At 62.0% G+C, this 14,271-nt stretch carries 16 protein-coding genes; 6 read left to right on the top strand and 10 right to left on the bottom strand.

Going from position 1 to position 14,271, the window contains the following annotated elements; all coding sequences use genetic code 11:
* Position 1 precedes the first annotated feature (1 nt).
* From NXT3_RS23435 to traA, 6 genes are all read right to left on the bottom strand, one after another.
* Positions 2-307: a hypothetical protein gene (locus NXT3_RS23435; protein WP_104840633.1), complete on the bottom strand. Its 306-nt coding sequence runs from the start codon at positions 305-307 to the stop codon at positions 2-4.
* A 73-nt stretch (positions 308-380) separates the two neighbouring features.
* Positions 381-551: a hypothetical protein gene (locus tag NXT3_RS23430; protein WP_199773405.1), complete on the bottom strand. Its 171-nt coding sequence runs from the start codon at positions 549-551 to the stop codon at positions 381-383.
* 437 nt (positions 552-988) lie between these two features.
* Positions 989-1,600, bottom strand: coding sequence for a TraH family protein (locus NXT3_RS23425; protein ID WP_104840631.1), 612 nt, complete (start codon positions 1,598-1,600; stop codon positions 989-991).
* 35 nt (positions 1,601-1,635) lie between these two features.
* The gene (locus NXT3_RS23420; RefSeq protein WP_104840630.1) at positions 1,636-2,799 is read right to left on the bottom strand and encodes a conjugal transfer protein TraB; all 1,164 of its coding nucleotides are present in this window, start codon (positions 2,797-2,799) and stop codon (positions 1,636-1,638) included.
* Positions 2,789-3,355, bottom strand: coding sequence for a conjugative transfer signal peptidase TraF (gene traF, locus NXT3_RS23415; RefSeq protein ID WP_104840629.1), 567 nt, complete (start codon positions 3,353-3,355; stop codon positions 2,789-2,791). Before traF ends, NXT3_RS23420 begins: the two co-directional genes overlap by 11 nt.
* Positions 3,352-6,663 (bottom strand): Ti-type conjugative transfer relaxase TraA, encoded by a 3,312-nt coding sequence (gene traA, locus NXT3_RS23410; RefSeq protein ID WP_104840628.1) that lies wholly within the window; start codon positions 6,661-6,663, stop codon positions 3,352-3,354. Before traA ends, traF begins: the two co-directional genes overlap by 4 nt.
* 252 nt (positions 6,664-6,915) lie before the next feature.
* On the opposite strand from traA, the gene traC reads away from it, so the two are divergent.
* The 5 genes from traC (at position 6,916) to NXT3_RS23385 (ending at position 10,669) form a co-directional block, all read left to right on the top strand.
* Complete coding sequence (gene traC / locus NXT3_RS23405) at positions 6,916-7,212, top strand: conjugal transfer protein TraC (RefSeq protein WP_104840700.1); 297 nt, start codon at positions 6,916-6,918, stop codon at positions 7,210-7,212.
* A gap of 4 nt (positions 7,213-7,216) precedes the next feature.
* The gene (gene traD / locus NXT3_RS23400) at positions 7,217-7,432 is read left to right on the top strand and encodes a type IV conjugative transfer system coupling protein TraD (protein WP_104840627.1); all 216 of its coding nucleotides are present in this window, start codon (positions 7,217-7,219) and stop codon (positions 7,430-7,432) included.
* On the top strand, positions 7,425-9,401 hold the full coding sequence (gene traG, locus NXT3_RS23395) for a Ti-type conjugative transfer system protein TraG (protein WP_104840626.1): 1,977 nt from the start codon (positions 7,425-7,427) through the stop codon (positions 9,399-9,401). The genes traD and traG overlap by 8 nt, the downstream gene beginning before the upstream one ends.
* Positions 9,402-9,769: 368 nt before the next feature.
* A complete protein-coding gene (locus tag NXT3_RS23390) occupies positions 9,770-10,213 on the top strand; it encodes a thermonuclease family protein (protein ID WP_423828011.1) in 444 nt (147 codons plus the stop codon).
* Between the two features lie 198 nt (positions 10,214-10,411).
* Positions 10,412-10,669, top strand: coding sequence for a WGR domain-containing protein (locus NXT3_RS23385; protein ID WP_104840699.1), 258 nt, complete (start codon positions 10,412-10,414; stop codon positions 10,667-10,669).
* Between the two features lie 155 nt (positions 10,670-10,824).
* On the opposite strand, the gene NXT3_RS32155 is transcribed toward NXT3_RS23385, so the two are convergent.
* Together NXT3_RS32155 and NXT3_RS23380 are read right to left on the bottom strand one after the other, a co-directional pair.
* Complete coding sequence (locus NXT3_RS32155) at positions 10,825-10,989, bottom strand: hypothetical protein (protein ID WP_199773381.1); 165 nt, start codon at positions 10,987-10,989, stop codon at positions 10,825-10,827.
* Between the two features lie 321 nt (positions 10,990-11,310).
* Positions 11,311-11,619 (bottom strand): DUF736 domain-containing protein, encoded by a 309-nt coding sequence (locus NXT3_RS23380; RefSeq protein ID WP_015341939.1) that lies wholly within the window; start codon positions 11,617-11,619, stop codon positions 11,311-11,313.
* Between the two features lie 444 nt (positions 11,620-12,063).
* Between NXT3_RS23380 and NXT3_RS32150 the strand changes: the two genes are divergently transcribed.
* A complete protein-coding gene (locus NXT3_RS32150) occupies positions 12,064-12,240 on the top strand; it encodes a hypothetical protein (RefSeq protein ID WP_199773380.1) in 177 nt (58 codons plus the stop codon).
* A 7-nt stretch (positions 12,241-12,247) separates the two neighbouring features.
* On the opposite strand, the gene NXT3_RS23370 is transcribed toward NXT3_RS32150, so the two are convergent.
* On the bottom strand, positions 12,248-13,171 hold the full coding sequence (locus NXT3_RS23370; RefSeq protein WP_199773379.1) for an ArdC family protein: 924 nt from the start codon (positions 13,169-13,171) through the stop codon (positions 12,248-12,250).
* A 300-nt stretch (positions 13,172-13,471) separates the two neighbouring features.
* Positions 13,472-14,059: a hypothetical protein gene (locus NXT3_RS23365; protein WP_104840624.1), complete on the bottom strand. Its 588-nt coding sequence runs from the start codon at positions 14,057-14,059 to the stop codon at positions 13,472-13,474.
* Positions 14,060-14,271: the final 212 nt, after the last annotated feature.

The following is a 14,271-nucleotide window of genomic DNA, read 5'->3' as shown; positions in this document are numbered from 1 at the left end:
CTCAAACAGGTTCATCGGTGTCGGAGTCGGTGCCATCCGGCAGCTCTCTCTCTCTCTCTCTCTCTCTCTCTCTCTCTCTCTCTCTGATGAGCCGGTCGCGATCGAAAAGATGAAAGGCAAGCGATTGCTCGAGGACCGCAAGGAGTTCACGCGCCGGTTCGGTGTTGTGGCCGCCGCTCTCTAGATCGGCGACGATTTCACGCTGAAGTACCACGTGGCGAGCACCGTCAGCTACGTGTCTCTCCGCCAACGCCAGATGAACTCCGATGAGGGCCAGTCCATCCATGATGAAGAAGGATGATAGCATTCGTCGGCTTCGCAGGAAAAGTGGCAGCTTAGGGCACAATCGGTGAGACACGTTTCGGCTTTGGCCGCGGCACCTACGCGCTTCCCGCAGTCTCGCTGCCCTCATCCAAGTCGTTGAGGGGCAGGTAAGCATAGGACTCCAGCCACTCGCGAACGAGGAGGCGCATCAGCTCTTCCCGCGTCATCCGGAGTTCTTCGCAGGCGAAAGCTAGCGCTGTCTCCACGTCATCATCGAATATCATCATGCTTCGCATCTCGCTTTGCTTCGGCGGGAGCTGCAACGACTAAGGCAGTGCCCGCGCGACACGGACACTGCCTTGTTACAAGCCATGAACTGGGAAGCCGCCCGGATAGGGGAGCGGCAGGAGCGGCATTTTTGAGGGCGTACAGAGAACACCGCTTCCTTATTTACATCTGCCATTTACGTCGCTGGTGTGCGACGGTACTAAACGCAGGCTTTCTAATTTAGTTCCGGCAAAACAAAGCGGCCGGGTTAAACCGCACCTGGCGCAGAGATGTAACCGGGAATAGACGCCACACCTGCCGAAAAGGTGGGGCAGTGGGAGAAATTCCCCACCCAGTTTTGCGGTTTGTCAACCACTTAGGTCTGGCAATGGAGGCCTCGGCCGGAATGACCATTTTTAATCGGGACATTCCCGTCTGTCTCCGTCGCGCGAGAATGTCATTTACCGCCTATGCTCGATAGGTCGATCCGCATCTCGGCTGAACCAATCTTGCTGGCGTCGGGCGGTTCGGTGGCAGCTTCTTCCGGGTGGATGTCGCTGTTTTTGTTTTCCGCACGCACCGGCGATACATTTTCCATCGTGACGCTCCCTCCCGGATCGGGAGCTTGAAACACCCTCACCCCCTCGAACTCTCCCGTTTTCCATGCGTAGACGGCGTCTTCGAAGATCTGCAGGAAGGCTTTATCGTGCGTGGGATTGCCGTACCACTTTGAAACGATCCTGATGATCTTGGCGAACATAGCCGTGCCCTTGCGGACGTTTTGGCAAGCGTCGAGCAAATCCCGATTGAGGTCCGCCGGGTCCTTGACTCCCACGCCAACTGGAAACTGCGTCAGACCGACACGGACCACCGCGTTTCCCGCATATTGCCGCACGATTTCCAACGCTTCGTCGGCTGATTTGGCCGGCGGGACAAGGATCAATCGACCACCCGATCTGACGGTCACGGAGAGGGGATCGGCCGATCCGGCCGCCGTCACGAACTGTTCAACGATCGCCGGCTTCAGGGAAGGGTGGGCACAGTCTTTGATCAGGGCAGCGTCGAGCATGGTGTTTCCTTGGGCATCGTGTATTGAGGGCGCCATCAGGTGTTGAAGGAAAAAACAACCGGTTTTGCGAACAGCTTCGCCCAGGCCGCGGTGCTGGCACGCTGGATGGCGACAATGGACGTCCCTTTTGTCCACCAGCCGTTGCCGACAGCCACGATCAGATCCGGATCACTAAGCATCGATTGAAGGATTGGCCAGACGATCAGTTGCTCATAGCAGATCAGTGGTGCGACTCGTGTGGCTCCGAGAGTGAGAATCGGGTTTGCGAAGAAGTGCGCCCGCGCCCCGCCGCTTTCCTCTAAAAGCGCTCGCCACGGCTGCCACATTGAGCCCGGCACCGGCATACGTTCCCGGTAGAGGATCTGACCGCCCTGGGCAGACAGCGCGATGAGCACGTTATCGTATCCGCGTGCGTTGACGACCGCGGCACCCGCGAGAATCGTGATGTCCCGCCCCTCCAGCGACCGCGTCCACAGCCGCTCGATCCTCGGCGTCCAGAAACCCAAGGTACTCTCGGGAAGAGCAATGTAGCGGAGGTCCTCGGCTGCTCGATCCTTCACTCTGGCAATCAGATCACGGTGACGCTGTATGCTGGTGTCCCGCCCAAGCGAAGCACCCAGTTCGAGATTGACGCCCTGCCACGCTTGCGGTGGCGTCGGATCCGTCCAGAACGCGGCGGACCCGAGCCAGAAGCCTGCGAGGGCGATACCAACAGCCGTCCTTAGGCGTGAGACGAGACCCGCAACGCCGGCTGTCGTCGCCGCCAGGCCCCACCATCCCCATCCCGGAAAAAGCACGCCGGCAGCCGTGACGGGATGAGCCCAGCCGGTAATACCGAGAGGCGGAACCGTCATAAGGACGGCCGCCTGGACATAGCGGTAGGGCAGGCTGCCGGTATCCTTCGTCCAAAGCAGCGCGTGTAACGAGACAAAGCTAGCGGAGGCACTTAGCCACAGCAGCAGGCCCGGCCAGAGATCCGAGGCATAGAAAGTTGCCACACCTTGCGGCAGGCCACGCGACGCCGCCAGGAAGTACCCGATCGAAACGAGTGTTGCCGCGGACCTCGTTCGCGCCAGCGACCACAGGACGGGGAATCCCAGCGCGATCGGCAGCAGCAAGACATGGCCGTTCCATGCTACCGTACCGGCGATGACCGACGCGATGATGAGCAGCGTTGGCCGGAGCCAATCACGGCGCATAGGTCAGCACCTCCTGCGCCAGACCGAGAACGCCGGAAGCCGGGAGAGGCCCGAAGTAGCGGGAATCGTAGGAGCCGACGAACGAGGAATGCAGGAAGACGTGTCCGTCTGGCACGACGCCGCTTGGGAAAGGCCTCAGCGGCCGACCTTTTCCGTCATGCTCTGCCAGAGCGGAGGAAGGAAGCGCGCGCCCATCGATCGTCACCTCGGCGCCGATTTCGACATGCTGCCCAGCGACGGCGACGACTGTCTTGATGAGCGGCGCGACACGGCCCGGGCAAAGACCGGAGCGGAGATATCCCCGCGCTCTCGCCTCGGGCATGGCGGCCGTCCCGGCTGGGCAGACAAACATCAAATCTCCGACGCCCGGCGGACGATGTAGCGGAACAATGCGCCAGAGACCGAGAGCCTCGCTCGGAGTCTGGTTGATCCGATAGCCGCCCAGGAAGCCAGCTACTGCGATAAGGACGATGACGGCCGCGGCCACCGACAGAATGCTAGCCGTTAGCCTCCGTCGCGGGATAATCGGTAGGCGTTTTTCAGCTCCAGCCCTCATTTCAGGGAGAGTCCCTGGCTCTTCGTCTGGCGCATCGTTTCCGCCTGCTTCAGCGCCTCGGCGGCGCGCTCATGGGCTGCAAGTTGCTGCACCGTACGCATCGAATTCCAGGCGGATTGCAACTCCGCCTTCTGCGCTTCCGACATGCCGTCGCTCACAGACTGGAACGCCTGTCCGCCCGTGTCCTTGGCGGCAAGGGGCAAGAAGGTCCGTTCGCCGAAACGCTCCGAAACGGCTCTGGAAAATCCTTCGAGCTCCGCTTTCACCATCTTGTCGGCAAGCGCGTATTCGAGCCCTGCGGGAAGATCGTTTCGGTCGATGGCGTCTCGGACGCGCTCGAGCGTCTGCTTTGCCGCCGGCGACAGAGCCGGGATGTGGAATGCCACCTTCAGTCGCATGGCGCGTTCTTCGATTACATACTTGCGTGCCGCCACGGTCCGTTGACGCAGATAGCGTTCGAGATTCCGCGCCAGTGCGGGAGCGTTGGCGATGGCTGTTTCACGGGTCTGCTTCTCCGCGCGGCTAACTAGCATGCCGGTCTTGCCCTTCAGCGGGCCAAAGGCTTTGGGCTCCGAACCGATCCTGGATATCGTGGTTTTTGCGGCAGCTCCGTCCTTCAGCATCGCGTCGACATCGGCGGCTTTGAACGCCGCTTCCGGCTGGGCATAGACAAGATGGAAACGTGCCGAGACTTCCTGCCATTGCTTCATCAAGCCGGGATCGGCGGCAAGCCTGTCCTCGACAACCTGCTCGAGAGATTTCGCGAAGGTGGTGATGCCGGAGACCATGGGTTTCAACTCCTTGACGGTGCGCGGTTGAGAGGTCCCGGCTGCGGCAGCAGACAAACTGAGCTTGCCGGCGATCGCTGAGAGACGTGCGCCGAGCTCGGCGAACCTCGATTTCTGGCGGACTGTCCATTCGAGCCGATCGCGGACGAGCGTTCGGGCGACGCTGACGAGGTGGAAACCCCGAGCCCTGGCAAAGCGGAGCGCCTGGCGGTACAAGCGGCCGTTCGCATAATCGAGCGTGGTTTCCTTGGCGTTTTTCCGCGACAGGATCGGAATCAGGCCGCCGGCCTTGGCGAAAGACCGACGGCCGTAATAAATGGCAAGATCCTCGCGATGACGTGTCATGGCGACGTAAGCAAGATGGCGGTCGAGCGACAAGGACGCCAGCACCTTGACCCGATCGACGGTGACACCCTGGCTCTTGTGAATCGTGGTGGCATAGCCGAGATCGACGTTATTGTAGAAGCGGCTCTCGACCGTAACCCGCCGCCGGTGTTCGGCTTCTCCGACTTCAGCAACGATGCGGCCGGGCGCTGCGTCGACTACCTTCGCCAACATGCCGTTCTTGACCCCGAGCGCGCCCTCGTTCTTCTTGAAGACAATCTGGTCGCCGGTGGCGAACTTGCGGCTTCCGTCCTCAGTCCTGAAGGCAAATCCCTCGTCGACGATGCCGCGCTCGACGAGCTTTGCGCGCGCCATTTCGTTGAGCATGCGAACGTCGCGACGAAGATGAGCGAGGATCAGCGAAGTTCTGGCTGGATCGTAGTCGCGGTTCCAATCGGTGATCAGCGCCTGCATTGCCTCGGTCTTGAGCTCAGAGCCACTGACGTGTCCATGTGCGCCATAGGCCTCGATCGCTTTGCCGACATTCCCACGTGCCAAATCAAGCGAGGCGTCGCGCATCCACCGCTCGCGTTGGCGATAGATGGTTCCGAGCTCGGCATAACCGATACGATCGGCAATGGCGCGGAACGCGGCTCCGGCCTCAATCGGTTGGAGCTGTTGCGGATCGCCGATGAGCACGAGCTTTGCGCTGGCCTTGGTTGCCGTTTCGACGAACAGCGCCATCTGTCTGGACGAGACCATTCCGGCCTCATCAAGCACGAAGACGGTCCTGTCGTCGATCAGATCACGGCCCTCGCTCCAGCGAAGCTCCCATGACGATAGCGTGCGGGACAGAATGCCAGCTTCCTTTTCCAGGCCCTCGGCGGCTTTGCCGGCAAGCGCGCCACCTACAACGCGGTAGCCGGCGGCCTCCCAGGCCTCGCGGGCCGCCTTCATCATCGTCGTCTTGCCGGCGCCGGCACGGCCGATCACAGCGGCGATCCTTTCTCCCGCAACAACGTGAGCGATAGCGGCCTTCTGCTCTTCCGACAAACGAGTGTGACGCGCAAAAGTCGCCTCCAGCACGGCGTCTCGAATACCATGGGACGATTGTAGAGAGAGCCAGTTTGCCCGGTCGGCCATCTCGGCTTCGAGCCGGATCAGCTCCCTCGTCGTGTATTTCGCCGGTGCACGAAGCCCGCTCGCAAAATCAATGCGTTCGCGCTCGAGGCGGAGCGTTTCCGGGCTCTGCAGGATTCTCGCCATCAGGCTGAGGAACCGGCCGGCATCGTCGAAATAGCGGTGCAGGATCTTGGCGACATCGCGCTCGTCGAAGACGCTTTTCTCCCGGGTGATCAGGTCGAGAACGATCTCCGGATGTCGCTGGATGCGGCCGGCGTTTTCGGCTCGACGCTCTTCCTGCAGCTCCAGCCGTTCCAGCGAAATGTCCCGGCCGGCTTCCGCTGACTTCCGCTCGATCGCCTTGGCCCCGACGCCCAGATGAATGGTCGGCGTGAGCTCGATTCCCTGCTTCTCGAAGGACCGGCCGTCGATTCGTATATCGAGGCCGGCAAGTGACAGATGCTTGTTCTGGCAGGCGAACCAGCCATCGCGAAAGGCATTGAAGTCGGCGGCGCTGCCGGCCCAAAGCTCGTAGAGGATCTTGCCGGAATTGTTGCGGATCGGAGTGCCGTCGGGCCCGAGGACTGCAATTTTCTTAGCGCCGAATCCATCTTCGGTAAGAGGTCGCAGCGTCGTCATCAGGTGCACATGCGGGTTGCCGGGTGCATCGTGATAGACCCAGTCGGCAACCATACCTTTCGAGGTGACGTGGCGGTCGATGAAATCCCGTATCAGCATGATGTTCTGCTCCGTCGAAAGGTCGATTGGGAGCGCGATCGTTATGTCTTTGGCGAGTTGCGCATCGGCGCGTTTCTCGAACCCCTCGACTTTGTTCCAGAAGGCTTCGGACGCGCCAGACACCAAGTGATCGGCGATCATCGCCCGCAGCCACTCCGGTGCATCGGCCGGAACGACGAACTCTTCGTGCAAGAGCCCCTGCTTGCGGGTGTAGTCGATCGTCCGGGCTTCCCGTTCGAAGCCCATTTTGGCGCAATGCCGATAAGCCGCCGAAAGCACGGCGCTGCGGCCGGAGCCGCGAGCGACGATGCTGACAGAGAAATGAGGGACGGCCATGGCGCAATTTTTCCCGATTACGAGCCGAATCAACGTGTTCGACAGCGAGATCGGCCCCGCCAGGCCTCAAGAAGAACGTCGCGCCAGCGACGTATAATTGCGCCCTTGGATGCCGCTCTCGCCGAGCGGCCGGGATCATTCGCGAAAGCATCGCCGTTGGCGATTGTATGATTCACAGTAGTGCGTTCCGCACTCACCTCCGGAAGATTGGGTTCGAAAGACAGGCTTTCGCGCCCAAAGGAGACCGTCGAAATGAAAAAACCAGCTTTTAGAATTCGCGACGAAATCGCCAAGCTCCAGGAGCAGCTCAAGCTAGCCGAGACCCGCGAGGCCGAGCGCATCGGCCGGATCGCGCTCAAGGCCGGGTTCGGCGAGATCGAGATCGAGGAAGGTGAACTGCAGGCGGCATTTGAGGATGTGGCGAAACGCTTTCGCGGAGGCGAGGCCCGTTCGCCCGGACGGAATAGGGTGGCCGGCGCCGGAGAGAGCAGCACGCCATCCCCGCAGAACGCGGCTGGCGCGGCTCAGGGCAGGGCTGGCGAGGCTTGAGCGGATGCGAAGAACCACGACATCCGATACCCGCAAGAAGGATACGCGCGAAAAAATCGAACTCGGCGGACTGATCGTCAAGGCGGGGCTACGCTACGAGAAGCGGGCGCTGCTGCTTGGGCTCCTTATCGATGCCAGGCGTCGGCTGAAGGAAGACGAGCAGGAGCGCTCCCGGCTAATGGCGATCGGTGCAGAGGCCTTCGGTGAGGCCAATGACTAGGATCCTGCTTTTCCTTGCACCCTGCGTGTTGATGATCCTCTCGGCCACGGGCATGAGCGGGATCGAACAATGGCTTTCCGAATTCGGCAAGACGGATGCCGCACGGCGGATGCTCGGCCGTGCCGGCATCACTTTGCCCTATATCGTCGTGTCGCTCGTCGGTATCTCCTTCCTGCTCGCGAGCGCGGGCTCGATGAGGATCAGGACGATCGGATGGGGCGTCGTCGCGGGTGCGATAGGGGCGCTCTTCATCGCAGCCATACGCGAGACAATGAGGCTCTCCGCATTCGCCGAACAGGTCCCGGCCGGCAAGTCCATATTCAACTATCTTGATCCCGCGACTGCGATCGGGGCCACCATCGCGCTGATGTCGGCGCTGTTCGGCATTCAGGTAGCGATTGGCGGCAACGGCGCTTTCGCCAGAGCCGAACCGAAACGCATCTACGGCAAGCGGGCTCTGCACGGCGAGGCCGACTGGATGAAGCTGTCACAAGCCGGAACGCTGTTTCCCGAGAGCGGCGGCATCGTCATTGGCGAGCGCTACCGTGTCGACAGGGACAGCGTCGCTGGACAATCGTTTCGCGCCGACAGCGCCGAGACGTGGGGAGCGGGCGGCACGTCGCCCCTGCTTTGCTTCGACGGCTCGTTCGGCTCGTCGCACGGAATCGTCTTCGCCGGCTCCGGTGGCTTCAAGACGACGTCAGTCACGATCCCGACGGCACTCAAATGGGGCGGCGCGCTCGTCGTCCTCGATCCGTCAAACGAAGTAGCGCCGATGGTTTCGAAGCACCGTGGGGACGCCAACCGCGACGTCTTCGTTCTCGATCCGAAACACTCCGAGATCGGTTTCAACGCGCTCGACTGGATCGGCCGCTTCGGCGGAACGAAAGAGGAGGATATCGCCTCCGTTGCTTCGTGGATCATGAGCGACAGCGGTGGCGCACGTGGCGTTCGCGATGACTTCTTTCGCGGCTCGGCTCTGCAACTGCTGACAGCGCTCATGGCCGACGTTTGTCTCTCCGGACACACGAAGGAAAACGACCAGACGCTCCGGCAGGTGCGAAAAAATCTCTCCGAGCCGGAACCCAAGTTGCGCCAACGCCTGCAGTCGATCTACGAAAATTCGGACTCGGATTTCGTGAAGGAAAATGTCGCTGCCTTCGTCAACATGACGCCGGAAACCTTTTCGGGGGTCTATGCCAATGCGGTGAAGGAAACGCACTGGCTGTCCTACCCGAACTACGCCGCCCTGGTTTCGGGAACGACCTTCACGACGATTGATCTTGCCGGAGGAAAGACGGACGTCTTCATCAACGTCGATCTCAAGACACTGGAGACGCATTCGGGCCTGGCACGCGTCATCATCGGCTCGTTTCTGAACGCGATCTACAACCGCAATGGGGCGATGCAGGGGAGGGCACTCTTCATCCTGGATGAGGTGGCGCGCCTTGGTTACATGCGGATCCTGGAGACCGCCCGGGACGCCGGCCGTAAGTATGGGATCACGCTGACCATGATCTACCAGTCGATCGGTCAGATGCGCGAGACCTATGGCGGCCGGGAAGCCGCCAGCAAGTGGTTCGAGAGCGCCAGCTGGATTTCCTTCGCCGCGATCAACGATCCGGAGACTGCGGAATACATTTCCCGCCGTTGCGGCACAACGACGGTGGAGATCGACCAGGTCAGCCGCAGTGTCCAGTCGAAAGGGTCATCGCGCACACGATCGAAGCAACTTGCAGCTCGACCGCTGATCCAGCCGCATGAGGTGCTGCGCATGCGTGCCGACGAACAGATCGTTTTCACCGCTGGAAATGCACCGTTACGCTGCGGACGCGCGATCTGGTTCCGTCGTGACGATATGAAGGGGTGCGTGGGCAAGAACCGGTTTTCCGAAGCCGAGAAACACGCAGCGAGCTTGCCTGATCGGCCGACGCGCAGTGCAACGAGCAAGGTCGATCCGGAGAGATGAAGAGCATCGGAGAAATCAGCATAGCGGCCGCCTAAGGGCGGGATTTCGGGAATTCTCGTCGTGCGAGGAGTGGGAACAGCGCAGCCGCAGGAGCCTCAACAAAGTGGCCCGAAGGGAGGCGGGACCGACTGCGCCCCGCTCCTCGCACACCACCCGAAGCTCGGCATGTCCGTGAAGACAGATGAAACCGAGTCCAAGATAGGTTGAGCCAAACTGAAGAGGACGGGCAAGTGGCGAAATCGAATGTGGTTCCGATCAGAAGCGCGCGGAAGTCCGGCGGCAGGAAAGATCGAAATCGCCCACAGGGAAAATGGCCCCGATCGGGAAAGAAAGGCCGGCACACATCGCGGACAGCGGTCATCTTAGCCATCATCATTGCTGCGGGAGGATGGCTTGCCTTCGGCGGGGCTGGCGATCTCTCGGGTGTCCTCGCTCTCACCTACATGCCTCCGACGGATACGTCGGCGGCCGCGTTTTCATTCTGCGGCGATAGCACGCGAAAGAACTGCGTCGTCGATGGCGACACGTTCTGGTTCAAGGGGGAGAAGATCCGCATCGCGGATATCGACACGCCGGAACTCAGCCCGCCGCGCTGCGAGGCGGAACGGATCAAAGGCGAGGCGGCGAAGGCACGCCTGCTGGCGCTGCTCAATGCCGGAAAATTCTCGCTATCGGCCGGTTGGAGCGACGAGGACAAATACGGCCGCAAGCTCCGTACCGTCACGCGAGGAGGGCGCTCACTAGGAGACAGTCTCATCGATGAAGGCCTCGCGAGGCGCTGGGATGGCGCAAGACACGGGTGGTGCGGCTAAGATGTCGCGAGACAATCGTCACTCGGATGGCCAAAACTGCTCTCGCGGGTTTGGCGAGCGAATGGGGCGTGCGCCGCAGGCGTTTTGCTCAAATCCCTGCGGAAGGCCTCGCTTATTATCACTGATGTGAATCGATCCTTGCCGAACGATTCATAACTGTCGTTGGACGTGATTCCCGGGATCGGCGATTCTGATCTCATGATCTCGCAGCCCTATCACCTCTATGTGGAACGCACGGATGCGGCAAGGAACATGGCGCGCTACTACGCCATGTCGATCGAGCCGAACCTGTTCGGGGATATCTGCCTGCTCAGGACGTGGGGTCGCATTGGCGCAAAGGGTCAGACAATGATCCATCATTTCGGGCGGGAAGAGGAAGCCGTCGAACTGTTTCTCGATCTGCTGCGACGGAAGCGAAAACGCGGCTATCGTCCGCGCGCCTCCGCGCCAACATGAGAGACTCGCCGGAGCGGGCCATGATGCCTCATCGGCGCCGCTGGGCCGCGCCGTCCTTTACGCAGGCGAGCAGCCGGAGGACAGGGTCGGGGGGGGGAAACCCTGACAGCCGTGACCCCGGTGGATCCGGCGGACCGGCTCAAAAAGGTGCCGCCTCAGAAGGGCGGCCCGGTCTCGATCGCACCGTCCTGTTCGGCAAGCATCACGGCCAGGTCAGCTTGGGCCAGCTCAAGCTCGGCCTGGATCTGGCGGCGCTCGACGGTATCGCAGGCGCTCTTGAGCTCGGCCCGCAATTCTTCGATGTGCTGTTCGATGGTCATCGTCTCATCTCCTTGAGTTCGTGAAAGACGAGGCCGCAGGGCGGGAAGAGATGACGCGGGTCAAGGAACGCGGAAGCGACCGGCGGAGCCGGCGCGTGGGGGAGCCGATTTTGTTGGAGCGCAGGTACGAAGCGGAGGCAAAATTGGGGGAACCGCGCGTCCTTTGACGCCGGCATTTGCTCCCGACACAATAACCTCATCTGAGCAGACAATAGTCCCTCTCCGCATCGCACCGAAAAAGCCGGCGGCAGGCTCGATCCTGCTTCCGGCTTGTCCTTGCACCAAGTGGCCCCGCCTTGCGGGCGGGGCCTTGTCCGGGTCTCAGTCCCGGTTGGGGCGGGACCAGATCAGCTGGTAGCCGTCCTCGCCTTCGACTTCGGTGAGCGTTGCGTAGATCGGCGCGGGGAAGCTCGGGTCGTCGAGCTTGACCGAGAGGTAATCACGGTCCTGCTCGGAGCGCTTCTGCCAGGCCGCACCCAGCTCGACATTGCCTGCGTAGATGCGGAAGTGCGGGCCCTTGTCGGAGGGGTTTTCGATGCGGGCGATGCGGGCCTTGACGTTGAGGGCGAGCGTGCGGATCGAGCCGTTGAAGCCGGTTTCGGAGGTGGTGAAGGTGCCGATGGTTGCCATTGTCGTATTCCTTTGCTGTTTCGGGCCGCGCCCATCGCGGCCTCGATGGCTGTCGCAAGGATCGGGGACGATCGGACTGCACCTGAAAGGCCGGAATGAAATGGAGGGCGGCCCGGAGAAACTTTATTGTTCCGCGAGGAATGAGCGCATCGCGCTCAGGGGAAGAAAGTTTTGGAAGGCCGTTGCGGGAAGACGATCGAGGCGAAGCCGGTCTTCGATCAGACATGCCTCATCGAGCCCGCGAAGGTCGTGGCCTGGCGCAGTGGTCGAAGGGATATGGTAATGGCGGCCCGTCCCTCGACTGCTCCCCGAACGCTGCAATGATCGGTCCGCTGTCCTGACCACATGCCAAACCCAAACCTCGCTGAACCACCGAGCGTGGGGCGTTGCATTGCCCATCCTCCGCGCTATCGTCGCGCCTCGCGATTCGTCGCCTGGGGATCTATGCGTCAGCAGACAGAGCCGTTTATCGTCGAAACCAAGCCGTCCCGGAAGCTCAAGCCGATCGACCGGAAAACCTCGATCTGGGGCAAACTGGACCTTGCGACTGATCGTGACACACCCACCGCGACCGACGGCCGAGAGTTGCCGGCCGCTGGCGAGACCAACGACCGGCGCTGACAAGTCATTACGCAGCGAGCCGCTCGTCGGCTGCGTCGGGCTGCAGCGAATGCAGGAACGTTACGGCCCGTTGCGCATGCGCTGCCGCCTGGAAAATCGCCCGTCTGTCGTCGGCCAGGACCTTCAGCCAGGAGCTGAGGTAGGACGCGTGATCGGGGCGGGGCTCGAGCTCGGGAACAATTCCAAGGTCGGCGCAAAGGAAGCAGCTGCCGAGTTCGGCAATCAATTCCTCGCGAGCACGCTCAGTCTGGTCTTTCGCGTAGCGGCTGAGGTCGCGGCCCACACGGTTGTCCGGCGCCGTCCAATGGGTGACCTCGTGACTCAGGGTCGCGTAGTAGCTTGCAGCGTCCTTGAAGCTCTCGAACAGCGGCATCTGAATGAGATCGGCGGCCGGCGAGAAGAAGGCCTGGTTGCCGCCGTGGCGAACAGAAGCACCGGTGTTGCGGAAGAACCGATCGGCATGCTCGATGCGCTCGACTGGATCGAGAACCGGCGCCTGCCGGTGATGATACTGGTCGGGAAGCCCGTCGATCTGTTCGACATTGAAGACGCTGTACGCCTTCAAAAAGGGGATTTCCCGCTCGACCTCGCCGCCGTTCCCGTCGGTTTCGGACTTGGTGAAACGGCTGGCGAAGACGACGATCGTGCCCGTCTCCCCTTTGCGCACCGCGGCGCCCAATTCGAGGGACTGCTTGAACGTCATCCATGTGGATGACGTATATCCCCGTGCAATACCCTCAGACCATAAAAGCAGCACGTTGACGCCAGAATAGGGTTGACCGTTATAGCGCAGCGGCCGGGTAATGCGGCCTGCCGTGTTCGCCGAATTCCATGGCTTCATCCAGGGCCGCACGCCTTTCGCCAGATCTTCGATGATCTTGTCGGTGATGCGGCTGTAGAGATCGACCCACTGATTTTCTGTGTTGCTCATATCCAAACCTCCGTTTCGGGGCCGCGCCCGTCGCGGCCCGTTGCGGAGGGACGAGGGCAGGAGCAAGTCAGCCGGCGGATGCACCGGAACGGCCGCAACGAAGTGGAGGACGGCAAAGCCGTTGCGTCCGTCGGCAGCTCCTGCAGGCCCGCCGAAGGAACGGGCTGCGCTGAGCGCGCCATCGGCTTCTTTTCCCTTTGCTCGTTGCCGCGTCCGCGACACGAAAAGGGCCGGTCCCGCCATGGAACCAGCCGAAGTCGAGTTAATCGAGAAGGCGGGGCCGGAGCCCCGCTAAATGCCCTAGTCGAAGGCGGAGATCTGCGCTTCGGCAGCCTTGCGATTGAGTGCGTGGCCCGGCTGCTCGACCAGCCTGTCGAAAGGCTTCCAGGTCTCGCCTATTACCTGGGCATAGGCAGCGACGGCGCCTTCGGCCGCCATTCTGAGCGAATGGGCCTGTATGCCCATGTCGGCGGCAAACTCCCGCTTGCGCTGGGCGGCGCTGTCATAGCCGACGGGACCGTCGAGGTCCTCGTCCCGGGCATCGTTGGCGGCCTTGGCGGTAGCATCGCGTGCCTCGGTGACGGCGCGGCTGTAGAACTGGCCGGCGCCGTGAGCGGAGCCGACGTAGGCGCCGACGATCCGTTGCAGGTGGATCTGCATGGCCTTGTCGCCAAGGCCGTCGCCGAGCGCGTCGGCTGTCTCGATGACAAGCCGCTCATGCAGGTCGCGGATGCCGTCGCTGTCGATGACGGCGGTCCCGAAGCTCTCGGCGATCTTCAGCGCCTGGCTGGCGTCGGGGCAGGTGAGCCTGACCATTTCGACGGTGGCGCCCTTGCGCAATTGCACGATGCGTGCGGATTGGCGGGAGGAGGATGCGGGTTTGGCCATGTTCGTTTCCTTTCGAGGTCGTCCGGAGTGGCTCCGACCCATGCCGGCTTGCCCTTCGGTGCGGTCACCCCAAACCGGCGGAAAGACGGGCGGCTCAGGGTCCGGCCCCACCTGGACGAGCGGAGCCGGCTTGCGTGCGTTGAGGGCAAGCTGCCCTCGACGGAGCACGCGAGCCGGCTCCGAGAAGGACGGCGGGGTCCGGCCGCACCGCG

The sequence above is a fragment of the Sinorhizobium fredii genome, from assembly GCF_002944405.1.
GTDB lineage: Bacteria > Pseudomonadota > Alphaproteobacteria > Rhizobiales > Rhizobiaceae > Sinorhizobium > Sinorhizobium fredii_C.
The sequence above is the reverse complement of the archived record's forward strand: the minus strand, read 5'-3'. Positions and strand labels throughout refer to the sequence as shown.